At 68.6% G+C, this 15,064-nt stretch carries 17 protein-coding genes; 10 read left to right on the forward strand and 7 right to left on the reverse strand.

All coding sequences use genetic code 11. The features are described from left to right. Positions 1-14: 14 nt before the first annotated feature. Positions 15-653 (reverse strand): 2-hydroxychromene-2-carboxylate isomerase, encoded by a 639-nt coding sequence (locus DIE03_RS13625; RefSeq protein ID WP_124451020.1) that lies wholly within the window; start codon positions 651-653, stop codon positions 15-17. A 148-nt stretch (positions 654-801) separates the two neighbouring features. Beyond that, entirely contained in the window at positions 802-1,620 is an 819-nt protein-coding gene (locus DIE03_RS13630; RefSeq protein ID WP_124451022.1) for an IclR family transcriptional regulator, read from the reverse strand. Between the two features lie 172 nt (positions 1,621-1,792). Here DIE03_RS13630 and DIE03_RS13635 point away from each other — a divergent pair, with 172 nt between their 5' ends. The 4 genes from DIE03_RS13635 to DIE03_RS13650 all read left to right on the forward strand — a co-directional run bounded on the left by DIE03_RS13635 (position 1,793) and on the right by DIE03_RS13650 (position 6,585). Next, a complete protein-coding gene (locus DIE03_RS13635) occupies positions 1,793-2,779 on the forward strand; it encodes a hydroxymethylglutaryl-CoA lyase (protein WP_124451024.1) in 987 nt (328 codons plus the stop codon). Beyond that, a complete protein-coding gene (locus tag DIE03_RS13640) occupies positions 2,776-4,068 on the forward strand; it encodes a CaiB/BaiF CoA-transferase family protein (protein ID WP_124451026.1) in 1,293 nt (430 codons plus the stop codon). Before DIE03_RS13635 ends, DIE03_RS13640 begins: the two co-directional genes overlap by 4 nt. Before the next feature lie 83 nt (positions 4,069-4,151). Next, on the forward strand, positions 4,152-5,459 hold the full coding sequence (locus DIE03_RS13645; RefSeq protein WP_124451028.1) for an MFS transporter: 1,308 nt from the start codon (positions 4,152-4,154) through the stop codon (positions 5,457-5,459). Between the two features lies 1 nt (position 5,460). Continuing rightward, positions 5,461-6,585 (forward strand): amidohydrolase, encoded by a 1,125-nt coding sequence (locus tag DIE03_RS13650; RefSeq protein WP_124451030.1) that lies wholly within the window; start codon positions 5,461-5,463, stop codon positions 6,583-6,585. A 15-nt stretch (positions 6,586-6,600) separates the two neighbouring features. On the opposite strand, the gene DIE03_RS13655 is transcribed toward DIE03_RS13650, so the two are convergent. From DIE03_RS13655 to DIE03_RS13665, 3 genes are all read right to left on the reverse strand, one after another. After that, positions 6,601-7,077, reverse strand: a complete 477-nt coding sequence (locus DIE03_RS13655; RefSeq protein WP_124451032.1) for an SRPBCC family protein — start codon at positions 7,075-7,077, stop codon at positions 6,601-6,603. A 127-nt stretch (positions 7,078-7,204) separates the two neighbouring features. Then, positions 7,205-7,690, reverse strand: coding sequence for an SRPBCC family protein (locus DIE03_RS13660; RefSeq protein ID WP_124451034.1), 486 nt, complete (start codon positions 7,688-7,690; stop codon positions 7,205-7,207). After that, positions 7,662-8,027: a helix-turn-helix transcriptional regulator gene (locus DIE03_RS13665; RefSeq protein WP_124451036.1), complete on the reverse strand. Its 366-nt coding sequence runs from the start codon at positions 8,025-8,027 to the stop codon at positions 7,662-7,664. Before DIE03_RS13665 ends, DIE03_RS13660 begins: the two co-directional genes overlap by 29 nt. A 201-nt stretch (positions 8,028-8,228) precedes the next feature. On the opposite strand from DIE03_RS13665, the gene DIE03_RS13670 reads away from it, so the two are divergent. Then, positions 8,229-8,759 carry a GNAT family N-acetyltransferase gene (locus tag DIE03_RS13670; protein ID WP_124451038.1) on the forward strand — a complete coding sequence of 177 codons (531 nt, stop codon included), beginning with the start codon at positions 8,229-8,231 and terminating at the stop codon, positions 8,757-8,759. A gap of 145 nt (positions 8,760-8,904) precedes the next feature. After that, on the forward strand, positions 8,905-9,483 hold the full coding sequence (locus DIE03_RS13675; protein WP_124451040.1) for a hypothetical protein: 579 nt from the start codon (positions 8,905-8,907) through the stop codon (positions 9,481-9,483). A 20-nt stretch (positions 9,484-9,503) separates the two neighbouring features. On the opposite strand, the gene DIE03_RS13680 is transcribed toward DIE03_RS13675, so the two are convergent. Further along, positions 9,504-10,088 (reverse strand): TetR/AcrR family transcriptional regulator, encoded by a 585-nt coding sequence (locus DIE03_RS13680; RefSeq protein ID WP_124451042.1) that lies wholly within the window; start codon positions 10,086-10,088, stop codon positions 9,504-9,506. A 342-nt stretch (positions 10,089-10,430) separates the two neighbouring features. On the opposite strand from DIE03_RS13680, the gene DIE03_RS13685 reads away from it, so the two are divergent. After that, complete coding sequence (locus DIE03_RS13685) at positions 10,431-11,135, forward strand: SDR family oxidoreductase (RefSeq protein ID WP_124451044.1); 705 nt, start codon at positions 10,431-10,433, stop codon at positions 11,133-11,135. 57 nt (positions 11,136-11,192) lie between these two features. Here DIE03_RS13685 and fabV read toward each other — a convergent pair whose 3' ends face one another. Then, positions 11,193-12,395, reverse strand: a complete 1,203-nt coding sequence (gene fabV / locus DIE03_RS13690) for an enoyl-ACP reductase FabV (protein WP_124451046.1) — start codon at positions 12,393-12,395, stop codon at positions 11,193-11,195. A gap of 160 nt (positions 12,396-12,555) precedes the next feature. On the opposite strand from fabV, the gene DIE03_RS13700 reads away from it, so the two are divergent. The 3 genes from DIE03_RS13700 (at position 12,556) to DIE03_RS13710 (ending at position 14,967) form a co-directional block, all read left to right on the forward strand. Beyond that, positions 12,556-13,089, forward strand: a complete 534-nt coding sequence (locus DIE03_RS13700) for a GbsR/MarR family transcriptional regulator (RefSeq protein WP_006480371.1) — start codon at positions 12,556-12,558, stop codon at positions 13,087-13,089. Between the two features lie 88 nt (positions 13,090-13,177). Next, positions 13,178-14,500 carry an SDR family oxidoreductase gene (locus tag DIE03_RS13705; protein ID WP_124451049.1) on the forward strand — a complete coding sequence of 441 codons (1,323 nt, stop codon included), beginning with the start codon at positions 13,178-13,180 and terminating at the stop codon, positions 14,498-14,500. Then, entirely contained in the window at positions 14,497-14,967 is a 471-nt protein-coding gene (locus tag DIE03_RS13710; RefSeq protein WP_124451051.1) for a DUF2269 domain-containing protein, read from the forward strand. The genes DIE03_RS13705 and DIE03_RS13710 overlap by 4 nt, the downstream gene beginning before the upstream one ends. Positions 14,968-15,064 lie beyond the last annotated feature (97 nt).

Here is a 15,064-nt window from a genome sequence, read left to right on the forward strand (position 1 = left end):
CGGCCGCCGTGCCGTCAGTCGCGCCGGATGCCTTCCGGCAGCGCGCTGATGCGGCGTACCTCGGGCGAGTCGAGCCACGCGCGTGACGTCGCGCAGTCGACGAACATGTCGGTCGCGTCCTCGCCCCAGAACAGGTCGCCGTCGAGTGCGAAGGTCGGCACGCCGAATACGCCGTCGGTGATCGCCTGATCGGTGTTCGCGCGCAGCGCGTCCTTCACCGGCTGGGCTTCGACGGCCGTCACGCCCTCCGGAAAACCGACGGCTTCGCACAGCGCGGCGAAGCCTTCCGGCGTCGACACGTCGCGACCGTCGCGCCAGATATGCCGGAAGATCCGCTGGATCGCGTCGCGCGAGCTGCCCATCGCGATCGCGAGGCGCAGCGGCCTGATCGGATTGAACGGATGCGCGGGCGGCATCCGGAATGCGATGCCGAGCTTGTCCGCGCGGTATTGCGCGTGGCGATAGGTGAAGACGCGCTTGGCCGCGATCTCGGCCGGCGCCTTCTGCCCCCAGTGCGCGAGCAGCGCGCCGAGCACGATCGGCCGCGGCTCGAACGCGGCGGCCGGCGGCAACCGGTCGAACTGTTCCTGCTGCAGATAGGCGAACGGCGAAACGAAATCGAAATACCAGGCGGCGGGGCGTGCGGCGTTCATCGCGGGTGTCTCCTCGTGCATGTCCGGTTGGCGGCGGCACGCACCGCGCGCCCGCGGGCGTCGCGCGATGCGTGCATCGGCGGCCAGTGTCGCATGCGGCCGCTTTTCGCGCTCCCTCATGCGTCGCCGGCCCGGCGTAACCGGTGCGCTACGACGAGGCGGCGTCGTCCGCCGATGACGCGAGCCGCGCGAGACTGTCGCGCACGGCGGCTGCATCGTAGCGCGTGCCGGCGCCGCCGAGCGCGACGGTCGCCTTCTGCGCGAGCGACAGCAGCATCGCGAGCGCCGCCGCCATGGCCGGCGCGGCGGCGAGCCGAGATTTCGGGCCCGACACCGTCAGCGCGCCGACGCATTCGCCGGCCGCGTCGAACACCGGCACGGATGCCGATGCCGTCTCGGGGTCGCGCTCGCCGTAGGACGCGGCCCACAGCTGTTCGCGCACGTCGTTCCAGCGGGCGTCGTGCGTGTCGGTGAAGGCCAGCAGCACCTTCCCGGATGCGCCCTGGCGAACCGGAAATTCCTCGCCGACGCGAATCGACACGCGCACCGCGCGTGCGGGCTCGACGCGATAGAGCACCGAGCGCATGTCGCCCTGGCGCACGTAGAACGACGCCGTTTCGCCGAGTTCGCGGCTCAGCGCCTCGAGCAGCGGCTCGACCACCGGGCCGACGCGGAACGAACGCTGGTACAGCGCGGCGAGCCGCAGCGGCTCGTGCCCGATCGCGTACTGGCCGTCGTCGAGCTTGCGCATGAAGCCGCCATGCTCGAGCGCCGCGAGCAGGCGCAGGAGCGTGCTCTTGTACAGGCCGGTGCGGCGCGACAGCTCGGCGAGCGACAGCCGGTCGTCGGTCTGCCCGAACGCACGGAGGATCGCGAACGCACGGTCGAGCACGGCGACGCCGCTGGACGCTTCTTCGGCCGCCGGATCGCGAGCGTCGCCGGCAAGATCTGCTTGGTTCGTGGGCACTGCGGACTTCCTTCGAATGATGGTCGGTCGACTATATCGTTCTGTCTGACAGAACGCAAGTTCCGTAAAATCGCAATTTCACGGGTATACCCCGCTTATCGCCCATTCAATGTGCGCCTAAAGTTCTGTCAAACAGAACGGTGTTCTTTTAGATAGAACGGTGAGGTGTCGAATGAGCGTTTCCGAAATACCGAAGGTGCTGGTCAGCGAGGTCGGTCCGCGCGACGGGCTGCAGAGCATCAAGGCCGTGATGCCGACGGCCGGCAAGCTGCGCTGGATCACCGCGCTGGCCGCGGCCGGGCTGCGCGAGATCGAGGTGGGGTCGTTCGTGCCGGTCAGGCTGTTGCCGCAGATGGCCGACGTACGCGAAGTCGTCTCGCATGCGCTGGCGATTCCCGGGCTGCACGTCGCTGCGCTCGCGCCGAACCTGCGCGGTGCCGAAGGCGCATTCGACGCTGGTGTGCACAAGCTGACGCTGCCGGTCTCGGTCACGGAAGCCCATTCGCTGGCGAACATCCGCAAGACGCCCGCGCAGATGATCGACGAAGTGCGCGCGGTCGTCGCGCTGCGCGATGCGCGGTATCCGTCGGTACAGATCGAGGCCGGCGTGTCGGTCGCGTTCGGCTGCACGATCGCGGGCGCCGTCAGCGACGACGAGACGATCGCGATGGCCGTCGCGATGGCCGAATGCGGCGTCGACGAAATCGGCCTGTCCGACACGAGCGGCTATGCGAACCCCGCCCAGGTGCGCCGGCTGTTCGCGCGCCTGCAGCGCGAAGTCGGCGACAAGGCCGGTGGCGCACATTTCCACAACACGCGCGGGCAGGGGCTCGCGAACGTCGTCGCGGCGCTCGACGCGGGCGTGACGACGATCGACGCGAGCCAGGGCGGCCTCGGCGGGTGTCCGTATGCGCCCGGCGCGACCGGCAACATCGTCACCGAGGATCTCGTGTTCCTGCTCGAAGCGATGGGGTACGACACGGGCATCGACGTCGACGCGCTGCTCGCCGCGCGCGCGATCCTGCACGCGGCGCTGCCGTCCGAGGCGCTGTACGGCCACGTGCCCGACGCCGGGTTGCCGAAGGGGTTCCGCTATGCGGACGGCCGCGTGCCGACGGCGGCGCAACCGGAAGGATGCATGGCGGGAGTCGCGCAATGAACGATCGCCAACCAAATTCCGCGCTGCCATACGCAGGCGTGCGCGTGATCGAGATGACGCACATGGTGATGGGGCCGACCTGCGGGATGCTGCTCGCGGATCTCGGCGCGGAAGTGATCAAGATCGAACCGATCGCGGGCGACAGCACCCGGGCGCTGCGTGGTTCCGGCGCGGGCTTCTTCGGGATGTTCAACCGCAACAAGAAGAGCCTCGCGGTCGACGTGAAGGATCCGCGCGGGCTCGAGATCGTGCTGCGGCTCGTCGCGACGGCGGACGTGTTCAGCGAGAACTTCAAGAGCGGCACGATGGACCGCATCGGCCTCGGTTATCCGGCGCTGGACTCGCTGAATCCGCGCCTCGTGTACGTGTCGCACAAGGGCTTCCTGCCGGGGCCGTACGAGCATCGCACCGCGCTCGACGAGGTCGTGCAGATGATGGGCGGCCTCGCGTACATGACGGGCCCGGAGGGGCGGCCGCTGCGCGCGGGCACGAGCGTGAACGACATCATGGGCGGCATGTTTGGCGCGATCGGCGCGATGGCCGCACTCGCCCAGCGTGAACGCACCGGCCGCGGCCAGCAGGTGCAGAGCTCGCTGTTCGAGAACAACGTGTTCCTCGTCGCGCAGCACATGATGCAGTTCGCGGTGACGGGGCAGGCCGCGTCGCCGATGCCGAGCCGGATTTCCGCGTGGGCCGTCTACGACGTGTTCTCCGTCAAGGACAACGAACAGATTTTTCTCGCGGTCGTGTCGGACACGCAATGGGCGCTGTTCTGCGATGCGTTCGGCCTGACCGCGCTGAAGGACGACCCGCGCCTGGCGACCAACAACCTGCGCGTGCAGGCGCGCGAATGGCTGCTGCCCGAGCTGCGTTCGCGGCTGGCGTCGTACTCGGCCGCGGAGATCGGCGCGACCTTCGAATCGACCGGCCTGCCGTATGCACCGATCACGAAGCCGCAGGACCTGTTCGACGATCCGCATCTGCTCGCCACGGGCGGCCTCGAAGCCGTGACGCTGCCGGCCGATGCGAGTAGCGCCGGGCGGCCGGTCGAGACGCGCACCGCGCTGCTGCCGCTGACGCTCGCGGGCGAGCGCCTGCGGCTGCGCTCGGCGCCGCCCGCCCTCGGCCAGGACACGTGCGCGCTGCTCGGCGAACTCGGCTACACGCCGGACGATGCGCGTGCGCTGATCGATGCCGGCGTCGTTGCGGGGCGGTACGGTGCCGACGATGCAGCGAACGGCGACGGGCCTGGCGGCGCGCCGTCGGCGAACGAAGTGGCGAGCGCGTAGCGCAGCCGCGATTCATCGAACGAACAAAGGCGTCCCGGCCGCGCACCGTGCGGCAGAGGATCGCCGCCTCCACGGAGACAATCATGACATCCGCTTCCCCGGCAATGCCCGCCGATCGCGAGACCGACGCATCGGTCGAGCAACGCGCCGTGCGCAAAGCCGCGTGGCGCTTCATCCCGCTGCTCGCGCTCGCGTATTTCTTCAACTACCTGGATCGCACGAGCGTCGGGTTCGCGGCGCTCACAATGAACCGCGATCTCGGGCTGACCGCGACGCAGTTCGGCTGGGGCGCGGGGATCATGTTCGCGGGCTACTGCCTGTTCGAGGTGCCGAGCAATCTCGCGCTGTACCGCTTCGGCGCGCGCCGCTGGCTCGCCCGCATCATGATCACGTGGGGGCTGATGGCGGCCGCGACCGCGCTCGCGACCGGGCCGACCAGTTTCTACGCGATCCGGTTGCTGCTCGGCATCGGCGAGGCCGGGTTCTTTCCGGGCGTGATCTTCTTCCTCGCGGTGTGGTTTCCGCCGAGCTACCGCACGCGCGTGCTGGCGTGGTTCACCGTGTCGACGCCGCTGTCGTCGCTGATCGGCGGCCCGCTGTCGACGTGGCTGCTGCAGCTCGACGGCGCGCTCGGGCTCGCCGGCTGGAAGTGGATGTTCATCGTCGAAGGGCTGCCCGCGTGCGCGCTCGGTTTTCTCGTGCTGAAGCTGCTGTCCGATTCGCCGGCGAACGCCGCGTGGCTGTCGGACGACGAGCGTGCCGCGCTGCAGCGTGCATTCGAGCGCGACGGCGCGGCGGCCGGCCGCAAGAAGCAATTCGGCGTCGCGTTGCGCGACGTGCGTGTGTACGTGCTTGCGTTGATCTCGTTCGGTTTCACGATGGGCTCGTACGGGATCGGCATCTGGCTGCCGCAGATGCTGAAAGCGCACGGCATGTCGACGATGCAGACGGGCTGGCTGTCCGCGGTGCCGTACTTCTTCGCGACGGTCGCGCTGCTGTGGTGGGCGAAGCGCGTCGATCGTCGCGGCGGCCCCGTCGTGAACCTGGCGATCGGGCTGTTCATCGGCGCGGTGGCGCTCGGCGTGTCGACGCATTTCCTGACGCTCGGGCCGGCACTCGTCGGCATCACGCTCGCGCTGATCGGCACGATTGCCGGCCGCACGATCTTCTACACGCTGCCGTCGCGGTTCCTGTCCGGTCAGGCGGCGGCCGGCGGCCTCGCGCTGATCAACTCGATCGGTGCACTCGGCGGCTTCGCGGGCCCCTATCTCGTCGGCTACCTGAAGGACAGCTTCGGCACCTTCACGGCAGGCATGCTCGGCCTCGCGATCGTGCTGGCGATCACGACGCTGCTCACGCTGTCGCTGGTTGCGTTCGACCGGAGCGAATGACATGGACACGACGATTTCGATCAAGCGACGCCGGCTGCTCGGCGCGGCCGCCGCCTCGCTCGCGCTGCCCGCGTTCGCCGAGACGCCGGCCCACGATGGAGTTTCCCGCATGACGACGCAAGGCAACTATCTCGCGGTGCGCCCCGACTGGCTCGCGTCGGCGCTCGAACCTGCGCTCGAGCCCGACCTGCCGATCGTCGATGCGCATCATCACTTCTATGAACGGCCGGGCTGGATCTACATGCTCGACGACTACCTGCAGGACGCACGCTCGGGGCACAACATCCAGGCGTCCGTCTACATGCAGGCGCAGACGCGCTATCGCGATTCGGGCCCGGCCGAACTGAAGCCGGTCGGTGAAACGGCCTATGTCGCCGGTGTGACCGAGCCGCTGCAGCACGGCCCCATAGCCGTCGCGAAAGGCATCGTCGGCCATGCGGACCTGCGGCTCGGCGCACGCGTGCGCGACGTGCTGGAAGCGCATCTCGAAGCGGGGCGCGGGCGGTTTCGCGGCGTCCGGCACCTGACGACGTGGGATGCCGATCCGACGCTCGCCAATCCGCTGTCGGCGGTGCCGCGCGGGCTGCTGCTCGATCCCGCCTACCGGGCCGGCGTCGCGCAGCTCGCGCCGCTCGGGCTGTCGTACGACGCGTGGCTGTTCTTTCCGCAATTGCCCGAGTTGTTCGAGCTCGCGAAGGCGAACCCCGACACGCGGATCATCGTCAATCACTGCGGCGGGGTCGTGCGGATCGGCAGCTATGCGGACAAGCGCCCGGAGGTGTTCGAGCGCTGGTCGGCGTCGATGCGCACGCTCGCGCAGTTGCCGAACGTGTACGTGAAGGTCGGCGGCCTCGGGATGCGCATCAACGGCTTCGATTTCGAGAAGGGCGCGAAGCCGCCGTCTTCCGCGCAGCTTGCCGACACGTGGAAGCCGTGGATGATGACCTGCATCGACGCGTTCGGCCCCGGGCGCTGCATGTTCGAGGGCAATTTCCCGGTCGACAAGGGCTCGTATTCGTTCGTGAACGGCTGGAACGCGTTCAAGCGGCTGACCGCGCAGGCCAGCGCGGACGAGCGCGACGCGCTGTTCCGCGGCACGGTCACGCGCGCATACCGGCTCGGCTGACGTGCCGGCGCAGGCTCACGCCGCTTCCACCAGCGCCGCGAGCCGCGCCAGCGCCATCTGCCAGCCGGTTTCGTTGTCGGCGGCCGGCACGCCAGGTGGAACGCCGTCGTGCACGGCGTCCACGCGCGTGCCGCCCGCTTCGTCGGACAGCGTGATCGTGATCGTCATCGCGCCGCGCAGCATCGGGTCGTCGGTTTCGAACACGTCGATCTCGACGATCCGCTCGTCCGGCACGAGCGTGACGAAGCGGCCGTGATAGGTGTCGGTGCGCGCGCCGGACTTGCCGGTGCCGCCCGACGCCGCGTCGTAGCTCAGCGACACGCGCAGCGCGCCGCCTTCGCGCGCATCGTATGCATGCACGCGGCACGTCATGCCGTCGGGCACCTTCCACTGCTCGACCGCGTGCGGGTCGAGCAGCGCGCGGTAGACGCGCCCGCGTGGTGCGTTCAGGTGCCGGCTGACCCGGGTCGAATGCGTGTGCGTATGCAACATATTGCCTCCCGCGGAATGCGCGCGACGGTGCACGCCGGCGGCCGGCGTGTCGTCATGCTTCCTTCAGGAATCCTAGGCGCGGGCGCGGCGGCATGCAATGGCCGCCCGCGCGGGCATGCCCGGCCGCTCAGCGCAGGGCGGCCGCGAAGGCTTCGAGCTGCGTGATGCAGGTGTTCCAGCCCTCGAAAAACCCGAGCGCTTCGTGGCGCTCGCGGGTCGCGGCATCGGGATGCATCACGCGCGCCTCGTAGCGGCTGCCCGCATCGTCGTCGGCCATCGTGATGATCGCGGTGAAGCCCATCCACGGCGCCTGCGGCCGCCAGCCGCCGGTGAGCATCGACGTGAACACGATGCGCGATTCCGGCACGATGTCGAGGAAACAGCCGGGATTGTCGCTCGTGCCGCCGTCGGGGCCGCGCATGAACGTGTGGAAAGCGCCGCCCGGCCGCAGGTCGAAGGCGCGCACCTCGGTGGTCCACGGCTTCGGGCACCACCATTCCTTCAGCAATTCGGGGTCGGTCCACGCGCGCCACAGTGCGCGGCGCGGCGCGTGCAGCGTGCGCGTGATGACGAGATCGTGGGCTTCAACGGGTTCGACGTGGCTGGCTGACATCGTGCTCCTCCTGATGGTGGCGTTCGACGAATTCGACGAGACGGTCGGCGCGCGCTTCCCACAGCGCGCGTTGTGCGGCGAGCCATGCCTCGGCTTCGGTCAGCCGGCTGCCGACCAGTGCGCAGGTGCGCGAGCGGCCGGTCTTGCGGGTCTGCACGAGGCCGCTGCGCTCGAGCACGGCGACATGCTTCATGAACGACGGCAGCGCCATGTCGAACGGCGCCGCCAGCGCGGAAACGGTCCGCTCGCCCTGGCCGAGCGCGCTGACGATCGCGCAGCGCGTCGGATCGGAGAGGGCGTGGAATACGTCGCTGATGCCGGGTTGAAAGTTATCCATTTGGCTAAGTGTAGGCGATGCCGACGCCGATGCAGCGAAAATTCTCGTCGCGTAGGATAAGGGGCGGTAACGCGCGCCGACCGGGCGCCGCGCTGCCGGACGCCTGCCGCCGTTTTGCACGCATCGACGGCGGCTGGCGCGCTTTCTATCGCGGCCCATGCCGAACCCGCGCATGCGGTCCGCCTGACTACCGGAGATGGCATGACCGAATCTGTTACCGTCCGCCGCGTCGATGCGCGCGAAGCGATGCGCTGTGTCGATGCACTGGCCGACGTGCTGATCGATTGCGTGGAAGGCGGCGCGTCCGTCAGCTTCATGTTGCCGATCGCGCGTTCGACCGCCGTCGCGTTCTGGACGCGCGTGGCCGAGGGCGTCCAGGACGACGAGCGCATCCTGCTGATCGCCGAGGATGCGGCCGGCCGGATCCTCGGCACCGTGCAGGTCGTGATCGCGCAGCCCGAGAACCAGCCGCATCGCGCGGACATCGCGAAGATGCTCGTGTCGCGGCACGCGCGCCGGCAGGGCATCGCCGCGCGGCTGATGGCGGCGGCCGACGCGGCTGCACGCGATGCCGGCAAGACCGTGCTCGTGCTCGACACCGTGACGGGCAGCGACGCCGAGCGGCTGTACGAGCGGGCCGGCTGGCAGCGCGTCGGCGTCGTGCCGAACTATGCGCTGATGCCCGACGGCGCGCTCTGCGCGACGACGTACTTCCACAAGCAATTGGTGTAATGGCATCCGTCATGCATCCGGTCTCCCCGGTGCTTGTGTTCTTCACGCTCGCGGCGGGTGAATGAAAATCCGGGCCGGAAGCGTCGCCGGTCCGATATATTCACGCCGGAAGACTTCAACGAAACGCCACGGAACCGCCGCCCGGATGAAACGCTCCCACGTCGCTTTCGCCCTCACGGGCCTGCTCGTCGCGCTGCCGATTGCCGCGTATGCGCTCGTCAAGCCGCTGCGCATCGTCGCGCCCGCGCTGATCCCCGGCGTGTCGTGCCCGAGTGCCGACATCTGCACGGACGATGCCGCGAAGCTCGGCGACGCACGGCAGCTCTATCGCGACGGCTATGCGCGCGCGGCGGCGGCCGTCGGCCCGTTCCGCGAGGCGCCGCGCGTCGTGTTCTGCGCGACGCGCACGTGCGCCGATGCGTTCGGCCTCGGCCAGCGTGCGGCGCTGACGCTGGGCAATTTCGGCGTGGCCGTGGCACCGCGCGGCTGGACGACCTACTTCATCGCGCACGAGCTGATCCATCATCGCCAGGCCGAAGTGCTCGGCAACGTGGCCGTCGTGACCAAGCCGCGCTGGCTGATCGAGGGGATGGCGTATTCGCTCAGCGACGATCCGCGCCATCCGCTGGCCGAGCCGTTCGAGGCGTGGCGCACGCGTTTCGCCGCGTGGCATGCGGCGCTCGGCGGGCAGCCGCTGTGGGATGCCGCACGGGCGGTCGAGTAGCGCCGGCGGGCGGCGCAGCGTTACGCCGGCGTGCCCTGGGCGCCGCGTCCGCCGGTCAGCGTCTGCCGTCCCGCGTCGAGGATTTCGTCGGCCAGCGCGCGATCGGTGCCCGCGATCGCGCGCGACAGCACGAGCGCACCGACCATCTGGCTGAAAACCGCGAGCGCGTCGCGACGCGTCTGCTCGGGCGTTGCGCCTTCGGTCGCCACCATCGGTTCCAGCCGGTCGAGATAGGCGGCGAGGCCGTGCGCATAGCATGCGCGCGCTGCGTCGGTCAGCCGCGGCGCGTCGCCGGCGAAGGCGGACAGCGGGCACCCGGCCTCGACGTTGTCGCGATGCGCGGCCGACAGGTACAACGCCACCTGTGCGTCGAGACTGCCGGCGTTCGGCGAATCGGCGCGGTCGTGCATCGCCTTTTCCATCACTTCGGCGACGAGCGCGTCTTTCGACTTGAAGTGGTTGTAGAAGCCGCCTTGCGTGAAGCCGGCTTCCTTCATCAGCTCCGTCAGCCCGACGGCATCGACGCCGCGCGCGCGGAACAGCCGCTCGGCCGCCGCGACGATCGCGCTCCGGTTCTCGGCGGCCTGCTGTCTTGATACGCCCATCGATCTCTCCCTGATTTTGCCGATCACGTCGATTGGAAAACACAATGGCGATCGCCATTGACATACCGATGCGGCGCGAACAGAATGCACCGCAAAGACAATGGTGATCAACATTGACATCGAGTGTAGCCGACCTGGCGGGCGATGCAAAGCCACGGCCGGCCGGACATGGATGGCAACCGGTCGCGTCTTTGGCGCTGCGGGATGACGGGCAGCGGACGGCTCGCCGTCTGCCCTCGGCGGCGTACCGGTTCGGCAAGCAATGGCAACCTCGTTTTCCACCGGATCTCATGCGCGCGGCGAGCCGGCGCGCAGGCGATTCATCATGCGAAAGGAACGATCATGAAGATCGAAGGTGCAGTCGTTTTCGTGACGGGCGCAAACCGCGGGCTCGGGCTCGAATTTGCGAAGCAGGCGCTCGCCCGAGGGGCGCGCAAGGTTTATGCGGCGGCGCGCGATCCGGCCAGCGTGACGCTGCCGGGCGTCGTGCCCGTGAAGCTCGACGTGACCGATCCGGCGGCCGTCGCCGCAGCTGCCGACGCGGCACGCGACGTCACGCTGCTGATCAACAACGCCGGCATCGCGCGGCTCGGCAGCCTGACGGACGACGGCGCGCCCGACGCGTTGCGCGACCACTTCGAAACCAACGTGTTCGGGATGCTGGCCATGTCGCGCGCGTTTGCCGGCACCCTTGCCGGCCACGGCGGCGGCGCGATCCTGAACATCCTGTCGGTCGCGAGCTGGGTGAACCGGCCGATCCTGTCGGGCTACGGCGTGTCGAAATCGGCCGCATGGGCGCTGACCAACGGGCTGCGCCATTCGCTGCGCGAGCAGCACACGCAGGTCGTCGGGCTGCATGCCGGCTTCATCGACACCGACCTGACGGCCGGCCTCGACGTGCCGAAGGCCACGCCGGCCGACGTCGTGCGCCAGGCCTACGACGCGATCGAGGCGGGAGAGGAGGAAGTGTCGACCGACGAGTTCACGCGGCAGGTGAAGGCCACGCTGTCGTCGGGCGTCTATCTGGAAGAACCGGCGCCGCGTTGACGCCGCCGGCCACGCGCATCCGCCGCCCGTGCGTGTGCACGGCGGCGGCGCGTTTCGTCAGACCGTCGTGTCGATGATGCCCGGGATCTTCACGTCCGGGTTCACGTCCGCGTCGTAGTCGACACCGGCGATCTCGAAGCCGAACAGGCGCAGGAACTCGGTCTTGTAGCCCGCGAAGTCGGTCATCTCGTACAGGTTCTCGTTCGTCACGTGGTCCCACATCGCGACGACCTTCGCCTGCACCTGCGGGTCGAGTTCCTTGTAGTCGGCGCGCAGGCGGCCTTCTTCGTCGACGTGCGGCGTCGCGCCGTACAGGCTGTCCTTCAGGAGCCCGTATACCTGCTCGATGCAGCCTTCGTGCGTGCCGGCTTCCTTCATCACCTTGAACAGCAGCGACAGGTACAGCGGCATCATCGGGATCGCCGAGCTGGCCTGCGTGACCACGGCCTTCAGCACCGACACGCGGGCGTCGCCGCCGTGCGCGGCCAGCTTGTCGCGGATCGACCGCACCTTCTTGTCGAGATCCTTCTTCGCTTCGCCGATCGAGCCGTTCCAGTAGATGTCGTGCGTGATCTGCTCGCCGAGATACGTGAACGCGGTGGTCTTTGCGCCGTCGGCCAGCACGCCGGCGTCGGCCAGCGCGTCGATCCACATCTGCCAGTCCTCGCCGCCCATCACGGCGACGGTGCCGTCGATCTCTTCCTGCGTCGCCGGTTCGAGCGACACTTCGCGGATCACTTCCTTGTCGGTGTCGAGGCCGCGGAACGTGACGGCCTTGCCGATCGGCTTGAGCGTCGAGCTGATGGTTTCGCCCGTCTTCGGGTGCGTGCGACGCGGTGCCGCGAGGCTGTAGACGACCAGGTCGACCTTGCCGAGATCCTGCTTGATGGTGTCGATCGTGACCTGCTTGACCTTGTCGGAGAATGCGTCGCCGTTGATGCTGCGCGCATAGAGCCCCTTTTCAGCGGCGAATTTCTCGAACGCGGCGCTGTTGTACCAGCCGGCCGTGCCGGGCTTCGTCTCGCTGCCGGCGCGCTCGAAGAACACGCCGAGCGTGTCCGCGCCCGAGCCGAATGCGGCCGAGATCCGGGCGGCGAGGCCGTAGCCGGTCGACGCGCCGATCACGAGCACCTTTTTCGGGCCGTTGGCGATCGGGCCGTGCGAAGTCACGTAGTCGATCTGTTCCTTGACGTTGGCTTCGCAGCCGACGGGATGAGTCGTCACGCAGATGAAGCCACGCACGCGCGGTTTGATGATCATGGAAACCTCTTATCAGAAAGGCGGGGACGGCCTGAAATCGGAAAAATCCCGCGCATTGTAAAGGAAGCGGCCGATCGCGGGCGGGCGCGGCCGGAAGGTGCCGGATCGTCCGGTTATTTCTCTCTTGACAGAAATAACTGAAATGAATAAATTTGCCGACATGGAACTCACACCGATCGCCGAACGATTCATTCTCCACTGGGGCGAAATGGGCTCGCGGTGGGGCGTCAACCGCACCGTCTCGCAGATTCACGCGCTGCTCTACCTGGCCGGGCGGCCGGTCGCGGCCGACGAGATCGCCGAGACGCTCAACGTCGCGCGCTCCAACGTCAGCACGAGCCTGAAGGAGCTGCAGGCGTGGCGCCTCGCGAAGGTCGTGCACGTGCTGGGCGATCGCCGCGACCACTTCGAGACGTCGACCGACATCTGGGAGTTGTTCAAGCTGATCGTCGAAGGGCGGCGGCAGCGCGAGATCGAGCCGACGCTCACGGTGTTGCGCGACTGCCTGACGAATCCGGAGATCGCGAACGAGAGCCGCGAGACCGAACAGCGCATTCGCGACACGCTGCAGTTCGTCGAGACGCTCACGACGTGGTCGGACGAGATGCTGCGGCTCAAGCCCGATACGCTGATGAAGGCGCTCGGCATCGGCGCGAAGATCAGCCAGACAGTCAGGCGCAAGCCGTCGAAGTAAGCGGTAGCGGAAGTGCGGGCGGACAGCCCGCTTTTTTCGGGATCGATATTTCTGTCTGTACAGAAATAACTGTAAATAGAGGATAAAAATGAACGCGGCCTTGCCGTCGACCTGCCCGCCCGAGCGTACCGGCGCACGCGGCATGACCGTGCTCGTCTGCGGCGCGAACGGCTTCATCGGGCGGGCGCTGTGCGCGCAGCTCGAAGCCGGCGGCCATCGCGTGCTGCGCGGCGTGCGTCACGCGGCCGGCCCGCGCGACGTCGCGATCGACTTCGCGAGGGACGTCGATCCGGCCGCGTGGCTCGCGCGGCTGAAGGGTGTCGACGTGGTGATCAACGCGGTCGGCATGCTGGCCGATCGACGCGGCGCGACGCTAGACGCCGTGCATCGCGCCGCGCCGTGCGCGCTCTTTACCGCGTGCTGCCTTGCCGGCGTGCGGCGCGTGATCCAGGTCTCGGCGCTCGGTGTCGAGCGCGGCGATACGCGGTACTTCGCGAGCAAGCACGCGGCCGACCGCTTCCTGCAGACGCTGCCGATCGATTTCCGCATCGTGCGTCCCGCGCTCGTCTACGGCACGGCCGGCACGTCGGCGCGGTTTTTCCGGATGCTCGCGAGCCTGCCCGTGCAGGTGCTGCCGGCGGGCGGCCGTCAGCGGCTGCGCCCCGTGCATGTCGACGATCTCGCCGAAGTCGTCGCGCGGCTCGTCGTGCAACCGGGCGATGCGCCGGCGGCCGGCAGCCGGGTGATCGACGTGGTCGGCAACGACGAAGTCGAATACCGCGAGATGCTGGCCGGCTATCGTGCCGCGCTGGGGTTCCCGCCGGCTGCCCGCGTGTCGCTGCCGGGCCCGCTGGCCGGCGCGGCGGCCATGCTGTCCGGCATGCTGCCGGGCGCGATGTTCACGCGCGACACGTGGACGATGCTGCGCGGCGGCAACACCGGCGATCCGGCGGCCACCGCGGCCGTGCTCGGCCGGCCGCCGCGCGGCATCGGCAGCTTCATCGGCGCGGATGCCGCCGCACTGCTGCGTCGCGACGCGCTCGCGATGTGGCGGCGCCCGTTGCTGCGGGGCGCACTCGCGATCGTGTGGATCTGGACGGCGATCGTCAGTGCGTTCGTCCATCCGCTGCACGCGAGCCTCGCGCTGCTCGCGCCTGCGCACCTGACGGGGCTGCCTGCGCTGATCGCGCTCTACGCGGCCAGCGCGCTGGATTTCGCGTTCGGCATCGCGACCGTTGCCGCGCCGTCGCGGCGGCTGTGGGCCGCGCAAGCGGCACTGATCGTCGCGTACTCGGCCGTCATCGCGGTCACGATGCCCGGCCTGTTGGCCGAACCGTTCGGCCCCGTGCTCAAGAACGTGCCGATTCTCGCGATCCTGTTGATCCTTTTTTCAGAAGAAGAACAAGCATGAATACCTATCTCGTCATCAAGGCGCTTCACATCCTGTCCTCGGTGCTGCTGGTCGGCACGGGGTTCGGCACCGCGTTCTACCTGTTCTTCGCGAACCGCACGCGGTCGGTGCCCGCGATCGCGGCCGTGTCGCGGCTCGTGGTGCGCGCGGACTGGTGGTTCACGACGCCGGCCGTGATCTTCCAGCCGGCGTCCGGGCTGTGGCTCGCGCATACGGCCGGCTGGTCGTGGCATACGCCGTGGCTGCTCGCGTCGATCGTGCTGTATGCGGTCGCCGGTGCGTGCTGGCTGCCGGTCGTGTGGCTGCAGCTCGAACTTGCCTCGATGGCGAAGCTCGCGCACGCCAACGGCGACGCCGCATTGCCCGAGCGCTACTGGCGCTACGCGAAGCGGTGGGAACTGCTCGGCTATCCGGCGTTCTTCGCGATGCTGACCGTCTATTTCCTGATGGTGGTCAAGCCGATGTAGGCGTGTCGCCGCCGCGCGGGGCCGGCGCGGCGGCGACACATCCCGAAAAGCAGTCGATCGATCGCTTCATGATGTCTGCAAAAACAAAAAGGAGTAC

Source organism: Burkholderia sp. Bp8992 (assembly GCF_003853705.1).
Taxonomy (GTDB): Bacteria; Pseudomonadota; Gammaproteobacteria; order Burkholderiales; family Burkholderiaceae; genus Burkholderia.